Annotated in this window: 13 protein-coding genes; 8 read left to right on the plus strand and 5 right to left on the minus strand. The window is 62.8% G+C overall.

Features of this window, described 5'->3' with window-relative positions; genetic code table 11:
* Positions 1-158: 158 nt before the first annotated feature.
* Positions 159-425 carry a double-stranded DNA-specific endonuclease gene (locus P0D89_RS18235; protein WP_149671481.1) on the plus strand — a complete coding sequence of 89 codons (267 nt, stop codon included), beginning with the start codon at positions 159-161 and terminating at the stop codon, positions 423-425.
* 101 nt (positions 426-526) lie between these two features.
* Here the strand turns inward: P0D89_RS18235 and P0D89_RS18240 are convergent, their stop codons facing one another.
* Together P0D89_RS18240 and P0D89_RS18245 are read right to left on the minus strand one after the other, a co-directional pair.
* On the minus strand, positions 527-1,843 hold the full coding sequence (locus P0D89_RS18240; protein ID WP_408376963.1) for an ATP-binding protein: 1,317 nt from the start codon (positions 1,841-1,843) through the stop codon (positions 527-529).
* Positions 1,827-2,552 carry a response regulator gene (locus tag P0D89_RS18245; protein WP_013338547.1) on the minus strand — a complete coding sequence of 242 codons (726 nt, stop codon included), beginning with the start codon at positions 2,550-2,552 and terminating at the stop codon, positions 1,827-1,829. Before P0D89_RS18245 ends, P0D89_RS18240 begins: the two co-directional genes overlap by 17 nt.
* A 219-nt stretch (positions 2,553-2,771) precedes the next feature.
* On the opposite strand from P0D89_RS18245, the gene P0D89_RS18250 reads away from it, so the two are divergent.
* The gene (locus P0D89_RS18250; protein ID WP_408365898.1) at positions 2,772-3,299 is read left to right on the plus strand and encodes a Spy/CpxP family protein refolding chaperone; all 528 of its coding nucleotides are present in this window, start codon (positions 2,772-2,774) and stop codon (positions 3,297-3,299) included.
* A gap of 193 nt (positions 3,300-3,492) precedes the next feature.
* Here P0D89_RS18250 and P0D89_RS18255 read toward each other — a convergent pair whose 3' ends face one another.
* A complete protein-coding gene (locus P0D89_RS18255) occupies positions 3,493-4,203 on the minus strand; it encodes a pirin family protein (RefSeq protein WP_408365900.1) in 711 nt (236 codons plus the stop codon).
* Positions 4,204-4,812: 609 nt separating this feature from the next.
* On the opposite strand from P0D89_RS18255, the gene P0D89_RS18260 reads away from it, so the two are divergent.
* The 5 genes from P0D89_RS18260 to P0D89_RS18280 all read left to right on the plus strand — a co-directional run bounded on the left by P0D89_RS18260 (position 4,813) and on the right by P0D89_RS18280 (position 9,895).
* The gene (locus tag P0D89_RS18260; protein WP_408365902.1) at positions 4,813-5,601 is read left to right on the plus strand and encodes an ABC transporter substrate-binding protein; all 789 of its coding nucleotides are present in this window, start codon (positions 4,813-4,815) and stop codon (positions 5,599-5,601) included.
* Positions 5,602-5,923: 322 nt separating this feature from the next.
* On the plus strand, positions 5,924-6,613 hold the full coding sequence (locus P0D89_RS18265) for an ABC transporter permease (protein ID WP_408365904.1): 690 nt from the start codon (positions 5,924-5,926) through the stop codon (positions 6,611-6,613).
* Positions 6,610-7,323, plus strand: coding sequence for an ABC transporter permease (locus tag P0D89_RS18270; RefSeq protein ID WP_408365906.1), 714 nt, complete (start codon positions 6,610-6,612; stop codon positions 7,321-7,323). The genes P0D89_RS18265 and P0D89_RS18270 overlap by 4 nt, the downstream gene beginning before the upstream one ends.
* A 48-nt stretch (positions 7,324-7,371) precedes the next feature.
* Positions 7,372-8,151 carry an ABC transporter ATP-binding protein gene (locus P0D89_RS18275; RefSeq protein ID WP_408365908.1) on the plus strand — a complete coding sequence of 260 codons (780 nt, stop codon included), beginning with the start codon at positions 7,372-7,374 and terminating at the stop codon, positions 8,149-8,151.
* Positions 8,152-8,743: 592 nt separating this feature from the next.
* On the plus strand, positions 8,744-9,895 hold the full coding sequence (locus P0D89_RS18280) for a porin (protein WP_408365910.1): 1,152 nt from the start codon (positions 8,744-8,746) through the stop codon (positions 9,893-9,895).
* A 259-nt stretch (positions 9,896-10,154) separates the two neighbouring features.
* On the opposite strand, the gene glnK is transcribed toward P0D89_RS18280, so the two are convergent.
* Both glnK and P0D89_RS18290 read right to left on the minus strand, forming a co-directional pair.
* Positions 10,155-10,493, minus strand: coding sequence for a P-II family nitrogen regulator (gene glnK, locus P0D89_RS18285; protein WP_149671490.1), 339 nt, complete (start codon positions 10,491-10,493; stop codon positions 10,155-10,157).
* Between the two features lie 136 nt (positions 10,494-10,629).
* A complete protein-coding gene (locus P0D89_RS18290; protein WP_408365912.1) occupies positions 10,630-12,330 on the minus strand; it encodes an NAD+ synthase in 1,701 nt (566 codons plus the stop codon).
* A 133-nt stretch (positions 12,331-12,463) separates the two neighbouring features.
* Here P0D89_RS18290 and P0D89_RS18295 point away from each other — a divergent pair, with 133 nt between their 5' ends.
* Entirely contained in the window at positions 12,464-13,633 is a 1,170-nt protein-coding gene (locus P0D89_RS18295; RefSeq protein ID WP_408365914.1) for a GNAT family N-acetyltransferase, read from the plus strand.
* Positions 13,634-13,636 lie beyond the last annotated feature (3 nt).

Here is a 13,636-nt window from a genome sequence, read left to right on the forward strand (position 1 = left end):
GCCTTCCCGCCGCGCATCGACCGCGATGCGCACGGCGCCCGCGTTCGATGCGCGCGCAACCTCACTCAACGCAAGCGCGCCTCGGGCTTCCCGTAGCGATGCAGGTATGATCGAACCTGATATCAAGGTTGCCGCTACCGCTCTAACGGGAGATTCGCATGAAGGGAAATCTGGTCATCGTCTGTCGCGATCAGGATGCTGACGCATTCGACCATCTGCTGGCTGAATATGGCGCGTTCCAGACGCGCCTGTCGTCTACCGCGTGGTATCTGAAATTGGCGGTCGCGCCGGAACTGATTCAGGAGGAGATACTGGCGCGTCTGGGCAAATACACGACGCATTACATTTTCGAGGCCGAAACCGTGACCTGGAATACGGTGGATAGCGAAGCGGCCAACGCGCTGAATACGCTGTTCTCGGACTAGCGCGCCGCGCTGCCGCCATGCATCCGGACGTTGTGTCCGGACTTCAAGCCAGCCATCAATCACGGTGCAGACACGTCGCACGCGCCCGCACCGCGTAGCGCCTACCAGGCGCTCTCCGAGGCCGCCGCAACTTTCGGCAAGACCTCGAACGGAAAGCTCATCAACACTCGCAAGCCACGGCCGCCGTGGTTGCCGATCTCCCACTCCCCACCCGCACGCCGCACCAGCCGCTCGACGATCGCGAGCCCGAGCCCGCTATGGCCGTTGCCGCCGCGCGCCGGATCGAGCCGCACGAAAGGCCGGCTCGCGTTGATCAGATCCTGCGCGGCGATCCCGTTGCCGTTGTCGCTCACCGACAGCGTGAAGCCTTGCGCGGTGCGCGCGGTGCCGACGGTAATCGGCGGCGCGCCGTACGCGTGCGCGTTGTCGAGCAGGTTCGACAGAATGCGGTCGAGCGTGGCGGCGGGCAGCAGGAACGCCGGTCCCGCGTTGAGTTCGGTCTGCACGGTGGATGCGCCGGCGGCCACCGCGCGATACGTGCGCACGACCCGCTCGCACTGCGCGTCCACTTCGACCGCTTCGCTGCGATCGGCGCCGTCGTGCGCGAACACCAGAAACTGCTCGACGATATGCGTCATGGAGTCGACGTCGCGCACCACGCCGTCGCGCATCTTCGGCTCGTCCATCATTTCGGCGCGCAGCCGCAAACGCGCAAGCGGCGTTTTCAGATCGTGCGCGACGCCGGCCAGCATCACGGCGCGGTCGTTTTCGGTGCGCGCCACTTCCTGAACCATCTGGTTAAAGCCATGGGTCAGCTGCCGCAACTCGCGCGGACCACGCTCCGGCACCGGCGGCACCGGCAGGCCGCGGCCGAAGCGCGACACCGCCTGCGCCAGCGAACGCAACGGCTGCTGTAACGCCCACGCGGCGAACAGCGCCGCCATCACCGCGAACGAGAAGATGATCGCGAGCCACAGCACCGTGCGGTCGAGCGAGCGCGGCATGCGCAAAGGCTGCATCGGCACGACGATCCAGCTGCGATCGGTGGCGGCTCGCACCCACAGCGCGGGCGGACTGCCCGGCATGCCGACGCGCACCTGCGTGCCGGACGGCATCCGGTCGCGCACGTCCTCGACGAAGCGTTCGAGCGGCGGCGGCATCTCCGTGCTCTCGGGCGGCACGTCCTTGCTGGCCGGGTCGACCAGCTTGACGCGCGACGGCAACGGTTGATCCGGTGTGCGGGCGACGTGCTGGCGCACCGCGTCGACGAGGAAGGTGGCTTCCTCGACCGCATAGCGCGTTTGCAGCTGGCTGCGTTCGAGCCGCATCAGCGCGTACCACGCGAAATGCGACAGCATCAGCACCGCGACGACTAGCAGCGCCAGCCGCCCGAACAGCGAATCAATGGGCCGGCGCATGTTGCTCGCCGTCCGGCACGAACACGTAGCCGCGTCCGCGCACGGTCTGAATGAAGCGCGGTGTGGACGGGTCGGTTTCGAGAATGCGGCGCAAGCGCCACACCTGCACGTCGATGCCGCGGTCGGTGCCGTCGTATTCGGGACCGTGCAGCAATTCGAGCAGACGTTCGCGCGTGAGCGTGCGCATCGGGTGATTGACGAAGATCTTCAGCAACGCGAACTCGCTGCCGGACAGCGTGAGCGGCTTGTCTTCCAGATGCAGCGTGCGCGACTGGAAATCCAGCGTGAAGCGCCCGAAGCTGAACGGCTCGCGCTGTTCCGGCGCCGCCGCCGACGGCAGCGTGCGGCGCCGCCGCAGCACCGCCTGCACGCGCGCGAGCAACTCGCGCGGATTGAACGGCTTGCCGAGGTAGTCGTCCGCGCCGAGCTCCAGCCCGACGATCCGGTCGACGTCGTCCGCACGCGCCGTGAGCATGATCACGGGAATGTCGTCACCCGACGCGCGCAGCTTGCGCAGCGCCGTGAGTCCGTCGACACCCGGCATCATCAGATCGAGCACGATGAGATCCGGGCGCTCGCGTTCGAGCCTGCGTTCGAGCGAGCCCGCGTCATGCAGCACCGAAACTTCGATGCCCTGACGGGCCAGATAGTCGCGCAGAAGATCGCGCAATTCGACGTCGTCGTCGACAACAAGGATTTGAGTAGCCATGGAATGAAGTTTAACGCGCAGCAGGAAGGGTTTTCGTTAACCGATGCCCCTCAAGGGTTACCGGGTGTTACGGTGAAAGGCGCGCGTAATGCTCGGTAATAGCCGCAGCAAGACGCGTAACACAGCAAGCGGCCGGCTTCTCTACGCTGTGTCTTACCGAATGCAGACAGTCCACATGACCGGTTGCATCGTCGGCTATTCCATTACAAGGAGCCTTATATGTCCACCAAAAAAATGTCGCGGGTTCTCGCCGTTGCCGCCACCGCTCTCGCCATCGGCGCGGGCGCCGCTTATGCCGCACAACCCGCCACGCAGGGCGGCCCCGGCGGCTGGCACGGCCACTTCATGAAGCAACTGACGCAACTGCACGACCAGTTGAAGCTGAACGCGGATCAGGAAAAGCAGTGGCAAGCCGCGCTTGACACGATGAAGCAAGGCCACGAAGCGATGCGTGCCAATCACGAGCAGATGAAGAACCAGTTCAAGGCTGCGCAGCAACAGCCGATCCTGGATCTGAACGCAATGGCGGCGGCGCATCAGCAAGTCGAGCAGAAGGACGCGCAGTTGCGCCAGCAAACCACCGACGCATGGCTGAAGTTCTACAACGGCCTGAACGACCAGCAGAAGACCACCGTCAGCACGGCGCTGAAGCAGCGCTTCGCGAAGATGGAATCGCGTCACGAGAAGATGCGCGAGCGCTGGCAGCATCACAAGGGCGCGGCGTCGGCGCCGGCCGCCACTCAGTAAGCGGCGCGCTGTGATGACGAGGCGGCCGTGTGCGGCCGCCTCGCGGATGCGAAAACGCCACGGAGTTTTCCGTGGCGTTTTTGCGTTGACTGCGCGATTGACGTTGCGGCATGCGGGCCACGTTGGATCAGCGTGGCCTGCTCGTCGCGCCATCATCCTTCATTGAAATGACCGCGCGCGAACCTTCCGGCAGTCAGCCGTTGAGCTGCCCGAGATCGAACAGCAGCACTTCAGCGTTATCACCCTGGTCCAGCGTCACCGTATCGGCGTCGCTGAGCCTGGCGGCGTCGCCCGCCTTTAGCGCCTGGCCGTTCACGCTCAGCGCGCCGCGCGCCACATGCACATACGCGAGCCGCCCTTTCGGCAACGCGAACGTGACCGCTTGCGCACCGTCGATCAACCCCGCGTAGATGGATGCGTCCGCGTGGATCGTCACCGAGCCATCGCGACCATCGGGCGAGGCGACCACGCGCAGACGGCCGCGCTTGTCGACGGCTTCGAAGCGTTTTTCCTCGTAGCCCGGCTGGTCGCCCGCGCGTTGTGGGATCACCCAGATCTGCAGCAGGTGCACGGGTTCGTCCTGCGACGCGTTGAACTCGCTATGCTGCACGCCGGTGCCCGCGCTCATGCGCTGCACGTCGCCGGGGCGGATGGTCGAGCCGTTGCCCATGCTGTCGCGGTGAGCCAGCGCGCCTTGGAGCACGTACGTGACGATCTCCATGTCGCGATGGCCATGCGTGCCGAAGCCCTCGCCGCCGGCGATGCGGTCTTCGTTGATGACCCGCAGCGGGCCGAAATGCACGTGTTGCGGATCGCGGTAATCGGCAAACGAGAAGCTGTGATACGAGTCGAGCCAGCCGTGGTTGGCGTGGCCGCGCTCTTCGGAACGGCGAATCTCGATCATGAAGGCACTCCCGGTGAATATATAGCGATGCATCCAATGTATGGGCAGCGCGGGCGCGAAACAATCGGCATGGGCGCACCGGATCGTTCCATAAATACGCGCAATGGGGCACAGGTGCTGCGGGCGGGCGCTGGTGCCAGTCGAGAGCGCTTTGTGCCGCCCTCTTGCTGCCGGCGCAAAGCGAAAGAAAAAGCCCCGCAAACGCAGTTCTCCTCGGCAATCACGCGACCACCGCGCTCAAACGCAGCCGACATAATCACGCCACAACGTCGCGCACGCGCAACGCCCGCGGCCCCTGGTTCGCCGTCGCCAAGGCGGCGGACTGGCGCCTCGCCAGTGTTCGGGTAAAATACCGCGCTTTTTGCACACGCGTGGGCGCCAGGACGCGTCGGCGGGCGGGGCTGGGCAGTCGGCCGCGACGGAATCGCGGCGGACCTCAAAACCTCGGGCTCGCGCAAGGCTTCCTCGGCGCGTCCACCAGGCCGTCGGCCAACCCGATGCAGCAGAGCGCGCGGCGCAACAATTTTGACCACCTAGAATAGCGACCGTCGGCCACCAGCCGACGGTCCTCGGGTCAAACCACGACGATCAGTTTGATCCAGGAGAAACATGAAGAAGTTCGCACTGTGCGTGGCCCTCGCAGTCATGGCCACCAGCGCGCTGGCGAAAGAGTGGAAAACCGTGCGCATCGGGGTGGACGCCAGCTACCCGCCGTTCGAATCGAAGGCGCCGAGCGGCGAGATCGTCGGCTTCGACGCCGACCTGACCCGCGCGCTGTGCGCGAAGATGGATGTGAAGTGCGTCTGGGTCGAACAGGATCTCGACGGCATCATTCCGGCGTTGAAGGCGAGGAAGTTCGACGCGATCGTGTCGTCGCTGACCATCACCGACCAGCGCCGCGCGCAGATCGACTACTCCGACAAGCTGTTCGACGCTCCCGCCCGCATGATCGCCAAGGCAGGCTCGCCGCTCTTGCCCACTGTCGAATCGCTGAAGGGCAAACGCGTCGGCGTCGAGCAGGGTTCGACCCAGGAAGCCTATGCGAAGACCTGGTGGGAGCCCAAGGGCGTGACCGTGGTGCCCTACCAGAACCAGGACCAGGTGTACGCCGACCTCGCTTCGGGCCGCCTCGACGCCGCGTTGCAAGACGAAGTGCAAGCCGACGCCGGCTTCCTCAAGACGCCGCGCGGCAAAGGCTTCGGCTGGGCCGGACCGGAAGTGAAAGACCCGAAGACGATCGGCGAAGGCACCGCGATCGGCCTGCGTAAAAGCGACACCGATCTGAAGGCGATGTTCAACCATGCGCTGGCGCAGGTCCACGAGGACGGTACGTTCAGGAAGCTCGAGAAGCAGTATTTCGACTTCGACATTTATCCCGGACGGCCGGTAGCGCGCTGAGGCAGACACCGGCCAGGTCACCGGCAAGCGGCCGCCAGCACGCAACACGCAGCATCCGCGAGACTCGGGGCTCGCCCGCATGGGCTTTCCCGGGGCTTCGTAATACAGTCGGCAGTAGATTCAACGCAGTAGATTCAACACCGTTTCGAGACGAAAGTCCCAAAAAGCGCGCTGCAAGGCCGGCAACGTCCATGCAGTCATGATTTGCACAGCGGTGCGCTGTGCGCCGCAGGTCACAGCGAGCCCCGGCTCGCGGCAAACGCGGTGCAGGGCTGGCCGCGTCTTTCGCGGTGCGTCGCAAACGCATCGTCAAGGACCCCATATGTTCCTTCAAGGCTACGGCCCGCTGCTTCTCAACGGCACCTGGCAAACCGTCAAACTGGCGGTGTTGTCGCTGGTGTTCGCTTTCGTGCTGGGCCTGCTCGGCGCGGCGGCGAAACTGTCGAAGAACCGCATCTCCTACGGCGTCGGTACGGTGTACACGACGCTCGTGCGCGGCGTGCCCGACCTGGTGCTGATGCTGCTGCTCTTCTACAGCATCCAGATCTGGCTGAACAACCTCACCGACGTGCTCGGCTGGGAACAGATCGACATCGATCCGTTCGTGGCCGGCGTCGCGGTGCTTGGCTTCATTTACGGCGCGTATTTCACCGAGACTTTCCGCGGCGCGTTTCTCGCGGTGCCGCGCGGCCAGCTCGAAGCGGGCGCGGCCTACGGCATGACGGGCTGGCAGGTGTTCTCGCGCGTGATGTTCCCGCAGATGATGCGCTTCGCGCTGCCCGGCATCGGCAACAACTGGCAGGTGATGGTCAAGGCCACCGCGCTGGTGTCGATCATCGGCCTCGCGGACGTCGTCAAAGCCTCGCAGGATGCCGGCAAGGGCACGCTGCGGTTCTTCTTCTTCACCCTGTTCGCAGGGGCGATCTATCTCGTCATCACCACAGTGTCCAACTTCGTGCTGATGTACCTCGAAAAGCGTTACTCGACCGGCGTACGAAAGGCGGATCTATGATCGAGATCATTCAGGAATACTGGCGCAACTATCTGTTCTCCGACGGCTACCGCTTCACCGGTCTCGTGATCACGATGTGGCTGCTGGTCGTGTCGATCGGGCTCGGCTTCTGCCTGTCGATTCCGCTCGCGGTGGCGCGGGTGTCGAAGAAAAAGTGGCTCGCCAGATCGGTTTGGCTCTACACGTACATCTTCCGGGGCACGCCGCTCTACGTGCAGTTGCTGCTCTGCTACACCGGCCTGTACAGCCTCGACATCATCCGCAATAACGAGCTGACCAATGCGTTCTTCCGCGACGGCATGCATTGCACGCTGCTCGCGTTCACGTTGAACACTTGCGCGTACACCACCGAGATTTTCGCCGGCGCGATCAAGGCGACCGCGTACGGTGAGATCGAAGCGGCACGCGCGTACGGGATGTCGTCGTTCACGCTGTACCGGCGCGTGATTCTGCCGTCGGCGCTGCGCCGCGCGCTCCCCTATTACAGCAACGAAGTGATCCTGATGCTGCACGCCACCACGGTCGCCTTCACCGCGACCGTGCCGGACATCCTCAAGATCGCCCGCGACGTGAACTCCGCGACGTATCAGTCGTTCAATGCGTTCGGTATCGCCGCGCTGCTCTATCTGTGCATTTCTTTCGCGCTCGTGTGGCTGTTCCGCCGCGCCGAGCGCCGCTGGCTCGCTTACCTGCGGCCGCAAGGCAAGTAACTCCGGGCGCCATCGCGCCCCTGGCAAGCAAGCTCGTCAAGGATCCTGATGAAAACCAAGAAGCAGAAGCTCTTCGTCGACGAGCTTCACAAACAGTACGGCGACAACGAAGTTCTCAAAGGCGTATCGCTGAAAGCCAACGCCGGCGACGTGATCAGCGTGATCGGCTCGTCCGGCTCGGGCAAGAGCACGATGCTCCGCTGCATCAACTTCCTCGAACAGCCGAACGCCGGGCGCATCTTCGTCGACGGCGAGGAAGTGCGCACGCAGATCAGCAAGAGCGGCGCGCTGCGCGTGTCGGACCCGAAACAGTTGCAGCGCGTACGCACCAGGCTGTCGATGGTGTTCCAGCATTTCAACCTGTGGTCGCACATGACCGTGCTCGAAAACATCATCGAGGCGCCGGTCAACGTGCTGGGTCTGAAGCGCAAGGACGCCGAAGAGCGCGCGCGTGAATATCTGGAAAAAGTCGGTCTCGCGCCGCGCCTGGAAAAGCAGTACCCGTCGCATCTGTCGGGCGGCCAGCAGCAGCGTGTGGCAATTGCGCGCGCGCTGGCGATGCATCCCGACGTGATGCTGTTCGACGAACCAACCTCCGCGCTCGATCCGGAGCTGGTCGGCGAAGTGCTCAAGGTGATGCAGACGCTCGCCGAGGAAGGCCGCACGATGATCGTCGTCACGCACGAGATGGCGTTCGCGCGCAACGTTTCGAATCACGTGATGTTCCTGCATCAGGGACGCGTCGAAGAAGAAGGCCACCCTGACGAGGTATTCAGGAACACGAAAAGCGAACGTCTCAAGCAGTTTCTATCGGGAAGTCTCAAATAATAAAAACGGCCCAAAACCTAATATTTGGGCTGTACTCGAAATGGGCATTACAAGGCGCTTACGAGCGCCTTTTTTGTTTCCGTCGCTCGCGCCTCGCGGCCATTGAGTCCGCGAAAGCCGCTCCAGGCGGGGCTCCGGCATTCCACGCATGCCCTACTCCGCCGCTTTCAAAGCGTCAATAGTGGCAATCCTTAAGAGAGCATGTTTCGAACCGTGATTCCCTTGTCGGATAAGGGTTTGCGCGTTTTCACGAGGGGTTGCAACGGGTCATTGCACACATTCTTATTGCAATTTGGAGACACCCCCTTATGCAGGTACTAATTTCTTCTCCCAGTGAATGTTATTTTTGATAAATTAGTAACCAAAGTAGCAAAACAAAGTTGATTAAAAGTAGTTTCACTTCAAAGCACAGAGGAGAACCGGTCGGCGAGGGATCGGCATGACGAGCAGATAGCCCGTAGGTTACGCGTCACGGCAGGAGACCCAATCCACCCGCTAATCTCCCTGGTACCGATTTCTGTTCGGCACGGCTCGTGTCCGAACACCATTCGCAGTACTGGGTTTCACTTTTTGACAGGGTATGGAGGAGAAGATGAAGAAAGCTTTGCTTGCCGCTGCGCTGATGTCGGCTGGGGTTGTTGCACACGCTCAAAGCAGCGTCACGCTGTACGGCCGCCTCGATGCGGGCATCGAATACATGTCGGGCGTCCCGACCGGTGCCAACGTCAACGGCGCGGCCAACAATAGCTCGAACCGCTGGAAAGCTGAAAGCGGCGACTGGGGCACCAGCCTGTGGGGCTTGAAGGGTGTTGAAGACATCGGTGGCGGCAACAAGGTCCTCTTCCAGTTGGAAGGCTCGTTCAACACGATGACGGGCGCAGGTCCTGGCGGCGGCGGTCTCTTCAATCGCTGGGCAACGGTGGGCATCGCGAACGACCAGTACGGTACGTTCACGATGGGCCGTATGCTCTTCATCTCGAACGGCGTGTGGGACTTCGATCCGTTCGGTCAGTCGAACTGGTCGTCGGCATCGCTGGTGCGTGGCCGCAACTGGCCGCAGTCGAGCAACAACTTCGCGTACCAGTCGCCGAAGATCGCGGGCTTTGACTTCTACGGTCAATACGCGCTGTCGAACGCAACGAACTGGAACGGCAACGGCACGACCGCACAAGGTCGCGAAGCTGGCGCACAGATCACGTACACGAACTCGCTGTTCCAGATCCGCGGCATGTACGACGAAATCCGCAACCCGCTGAACGGCGGCCTGTACGGCCCGCAAGTCGGCACCATCAACACGGCCAACGCGGATGGCGGCGTATTCTCGGCATCGCGTGAATACTCGGCCATGTTCAACGTGTTCCTCGGCCAGTTCAAGATTCAGGGCGCTTACCAGGCTATCCGTTCGGCAGGTGCGACGAACGTTCTGCCGGGCCAGCCGACCACCCTCGATCACGAATGGGGCGGTGTGACGTGGCAAGCAACGCCGGCTGCAGCGCTGATTGCGGCGGTCTACCACGTGAACGGCAACAATGGCGCAGGCAACGCGACGATCTACACGGTCGGTGGCTCGTACAACCTGTCCAAGCGTACCTTGCTGGATATCCAGGTTGCAACGGCGCAAAACAGCCGTGCAGCGAACTTCGGTCTGAACGCGAACAACCCGGGCTTCGCCGCTACGACGGATAACCCGCTGCAAGGTCGCGCGCAGTCCGGCGTGTATGCAGGTATTCAACACTCGTTCTAAGCGAACGGTGTCCCCCGAGGGGACTTCCTTCGGGGCGTAGTCACAAGTTTCTTCTTCAAGAGAATCTTTTTCACGCTGCTGCGAGAGGCGCGTATCGGTGCAATGCCCGCAAGGGTATTGCACCATTTTTTATTTGAGCGCGCGATTTTGCCGTGGCCCCGGCGCACCGTGTCGGTGCGTACGTGGCTCAGGACCAGGTCAGATGAAGGGACGATACCGGCGCCAACCGCCCGCGCTCGATGTTGCGAAGTCGCGCGCGTTACACCGCTGCTTCGTTTTCTTCGCCCGTTCGAATACGGATCACACGCTCCACGTCTGCGACGAAAATCTTGCCGTCGCCGATCTTGCCAGTGCGCGCCGCGCCGATGATCGCGTCGATCACCTGATCACACTGATTGTCCGCGATCACCACTTCGATCTTCACCTTCGGTAGAAAGTCGACCACATACTCTGCACCACGATAGAGCTCGGTATGGCCTTTCTGCCGGCCGAAGCCCTTGACCTCGGTAACGGTCAGCCCCGTGAGGCCGACTTCAGCAAGCGCCTCGCGCACTTCGTCGAGTTTGAACGGTTTGATGACTGCGGTGATGCGCTTCATGGCGAACCTCGTCTCGTGATGGGAAGAGTGAAAGGGAAATGGATGATTTTTATTCTACGCCGCGCCGGATGCATTGCGGCATTCCGGCGCGTGCTTCACGCTTGCTTCGAATGAGGCGGCGTCGCTGCGCCTTGTCTCACTCCACCGGCTCGGTATAGCGCGACGTGATCGGATAGCGCCAGTCGCGGCCGAATGCGCGATGCGTGACGCGAATGCCGATCGGCGCCTGGCGGCGCTTGTACTCGTTGATCTTGATGAGGCGCGTAACGCGCTTGACGTCGTCGACCGCATAGCCCGCGGCGATGATTTCGGCGAGCGAACGATCCTCTTCCATGTACATGCGCATGATCGCGTCGAGTACTTCGTATTCCGGCAAGCTGTCCTGGTCGGTCTGATTCTCGCGCAATTCCGCCGACGGCGCGCGCGTCAGGATGCGCTCGGGAATCACGTCCTGCCTGCTGAACGTGGTGGCCTGATTGCGGTAGCGGCACAGTCGGTACACGAGCGTCTTCGCGATGTCCTTGATGACCGCGAAGCCGCCGGCCATGTCGCCGTACAACGTGCAATAGCCGACCGCCATCTCGCTCTTGTTGCCGGTGGTCAGCACGATCGAGCCGAACTTGTTCGACAGCGCCATCAGCAAGGTGCCGCGAATGCGCGCCTGGATGTTCTCTTCGGTCGCGTCTTCGGCGCGGCCCGCGAACTCCTGCGCAAGCGAGCCGCGAAACGCGTCGAACATCGGGGCGATTGCGATTTCGTCGTACCGCACACCGACGCGGCGCGCCATCTCGGCGGCATCGGTGGTCGAAATGTCGGCGGTATAGCGCGACGGCATCATCACCGCGCGTACCCGGTCCGCGCCAAGCGCGTCGCACGCGACCGCCAGCACGAGCGCCGAGTCCACGCCGCCCGACAGGCCGATCAGCGCGCCCGGAAAACCGTTCTTGTTGATGTAGTCGCGCACGCCCATCACGAGCGCCGCGTACACCTGCGCTTCGAGCGACAGTTCTGGCGCGATCGCGGCGGGCAGCGGCTGGCCGCTGTCGACTTCGACGATCGCGGTGGCTTCCTCGAACTGCGCCATCTTCGCGATCAGTTGGCCTTGCGCGTCGAGCACGAACGAGCCGCCGTCGAACACCAGTTCGTCCTGGGCGCCGACCATGTTCACGTAGACCATCGGCAGACCGGTTTCGCGAATCCGCGCACGCAGAATGTCGAAGCGCACAACTTCCTTGTTCAGGTGATACGGCGAGCCGTTCGGGATCAGCAGCACTTGCGCGCCCGCCGCCTTCGCCATCTGCGCAGCCGACGCATGCCACGCGTCCTCGCAGATCACCACGCCGTACTTCACGCCGTCGAGTTCGAACACGAACGGCTGCGGGTCGGACGCGAAGTAGCGCTTCTCGTCGAACACTTCGGTATTGGGCAGATCCTGCTTGCGATAGGTGCCGACCACCGCGCCGTCGACCAGCAGCGACGCCGCGTTGAACGTATCGACCGGCGGCACGCCGCGCTCGATCGGCGCGTTTGCATTACCATGGCCGTGCGTTACCCCTTGTGCCACATCACGCAGCGGATGGCCGACAATCACATGCAAGCCGGTGAACGGCTTGAGTTGCACGGCAAGGTCGGCCAGCGCCGCCGCGCTCGCCGCATAGAACGCGGGACGCAGCAGCAGGTCTTCGGGGGGATAGCCGGATAACGCGAGTTCGGGTGCGATCAGCAGCTTCGCACCATCGTTGTGCGCCGCGCGCGCGGCAGCGACGATCTTCGCGACGTTGCCGGCGAAGTCGCCGACAGTGACATTGATTTGAGCAAGAGCGATTCGGGTCTTCATGGCAGGATCGACAGGCAAGCCGAAGTGGCTTGCGAGTACCGCGGCTGGTTGGCTCGACGGAATGGACAAATCGGATAAACAAACGACGCGGCGCTCACGGCGCCGCGCCGCTCATTGGGAACAGTCACACAGATTGAACCAGGAACGCTTTGATTATCGCACGGGCATTCTGGCATCGCCCTCCGAGGTGGACGCCGCCGAATGGAATGCCCTTCTTGCGCAGCAGTCGCAACCCACGCCGTTTTTGCGGCACGAGTTTCTGAGCGCACTGCATGCGACCCGCTGCGCGGTCGCCGATACCGGCTGGGCGCCGCAATTCGTCACGCTCGCCGACCCGCGCACGGGCAAGCTCGCGGCGGCCGCGCCGGTGTATCTGAAGGGGCACTCGTACGGCGAGTACGTGTTCGACTGGGCATGGGCCGATGCGTACAAGCGCAACGGCTTGCCGTACTACCCGAAGTTGGTGTGCGCGGTGCCCTTCACGCCGGTACAAGGCAACCGGCTGCTGTCGACGGACGCGCATGCGTTGCGGCATCTGTCGGCCACGCTGATGGCGTTCGCCGAGCAGGCCGACGTGTCCTCGCTGCACGTGCTATTCCCCACCGAAACGGAAGCGAACACGCTCACTGAAATGGGCATGATGCAGCGTGAAGGCGTGCAGTTTCACTGGCTGAACGACGGCTATCGCGACTTCGACGATTTCCTCTCCACGCTCGAGCAGAAGAAGCGCAAGAACATTCGCGCCGAACGCCGCAAGGTCCGCGAGGCCGGCGTGACGATGCGCAGAATTCGCGGCGAGGATATCCAGGACGCCGACTGGCGTTTCTTCAGCAAGTGTTATCGGCAAACCTATCGCGAGCACTTTTCGAGTCCGTATCTGAACCTCGATTTCTTCCGGATGATCGGCGCGTCGATGCCGGAGAATCTGCTGCTCGTGATCGCCGAATACGAAGGCAAGCCGATCGCCAGTTCGCTGGTGGTCTATCAGCGCGACGCGAACACCGGCGGCACTTTGTACGGCCGCTACTGGGGCGCGTTGGAACACGTGCCGTGTCTGCACTTCGAAACCGCGTATTACCAGCCGCTCGAATTCTGCATCGAGGAGAAGCTCGGCGCGTTCGAAGGCGGCGCGCAAGGCGAGCACAAGATGACGCGCGGCTTCCTGCCCACGGTGACGCGCTCCACGCATTGGCTCGCGCATCCAGCCTTCGCCGATGCGGTCGGCCATTTCCTCGACAATGAAAAGAACAGCATCCACGCGTATGTGGACGAGCTGCGCGAACACAATCCATTCAAAGGCTGAAGC

This window comes from Paraburkholderia sp. RL18-085-BIA-A (assembly GCF_046027075.1).
Taxonomy (GTDB): domain Bacteria; phylum Pseudomonadota; class Gammaproteobacteria; order Burkholderiales; family Burkholderiaceae; genus Paraburkholderia.

Bases quoted from the DNA above. Each gene is read 5' to 3' on its own strand.
- P0D89_RS18255 (WP_408365900.1), bottom strand. From the start codon at position 4,203: ATGATCGAGATTCGCCGTTCCGAAGAGCGCGGCCACGCCAACCACGGC.
- P0D89_RS18250 (WP_408365898.1), top strand. From the start codon at position 2,772: ATGTCCACCAAAAAAATGTCGCGGGTTCTCGCCGTTGCCGCCACCGCT.
- P0D89_RS18290 (WP_408365912.1), bottom strand. From the start codon at position 12,330: ATGAAGACCCGAATCGCTCTTGCTCAAATCAATGTCACTGTCGGCGAC.
- P0D89_RS18275 (WP_408365908.1), top strand. From the start codon at position 7,372: ATGAAAACCAAGAAGCAGAAGCTCTTCGTCGACGAGCTTCACAAACAG.
- P0D89_RS18265 (WP_408365904.1), top strand. From the start codon at position 5,924: ATGTTCCTTCAAGGCTACGGCCCGCTGCTTCTCAACGGCACCTGGCAA.
- P0D89_RS18240 (WP_408376963.1), bottom strand. From the start codon at position 1,843: ATGCGCCGGCCCATTGATTCGCTGTTCGGGCGGCTGGCGCTGCTAGTC.
- glnK (WP_149671490.1), bottom strand. From the start codon at position 10,493: ATGAAGCGCATCACCGCAGTCATCAAACCGTTCAAACTCGACGAAGTG.
- P0D89_RS18260 (WP_408365902.1), top strand. From the start codon at position 4,813: ATGAAGAAGTTCGCACTGTGCGTGGCCCTCGCAGTCATGGCCACCAGC.
- P0D89_RS18235 (WP_149671481.1), top strand. From the start codon at position 159: ATGAAGGGAAATCTGGTCATCGTCTGTCGCGATCAGGATGCTGACGCA.
- P0D89_RS18280 (WP_408365910.1), top strand. From the start codon at position 8,744: ATGAAGAAAGCTTTGCTTGCCGCTGCGCTGATGTCGGCTGGGGTTGTT.
- P0D89_RS18245 (WP_013338547.1), bottom strand. From the start codon at position 2,552: ATGGCTACTCAAATCCTTGTTGTCGACGACGACGTCGAATTGCGCGAT.
- P0D89_RS18270 (WP_408365906.1), top strand. From the start codon at position 6,610: ATGATCGAGATCATTCAGGAATACTGGCGCAACTATCTGTTCTCCGAC.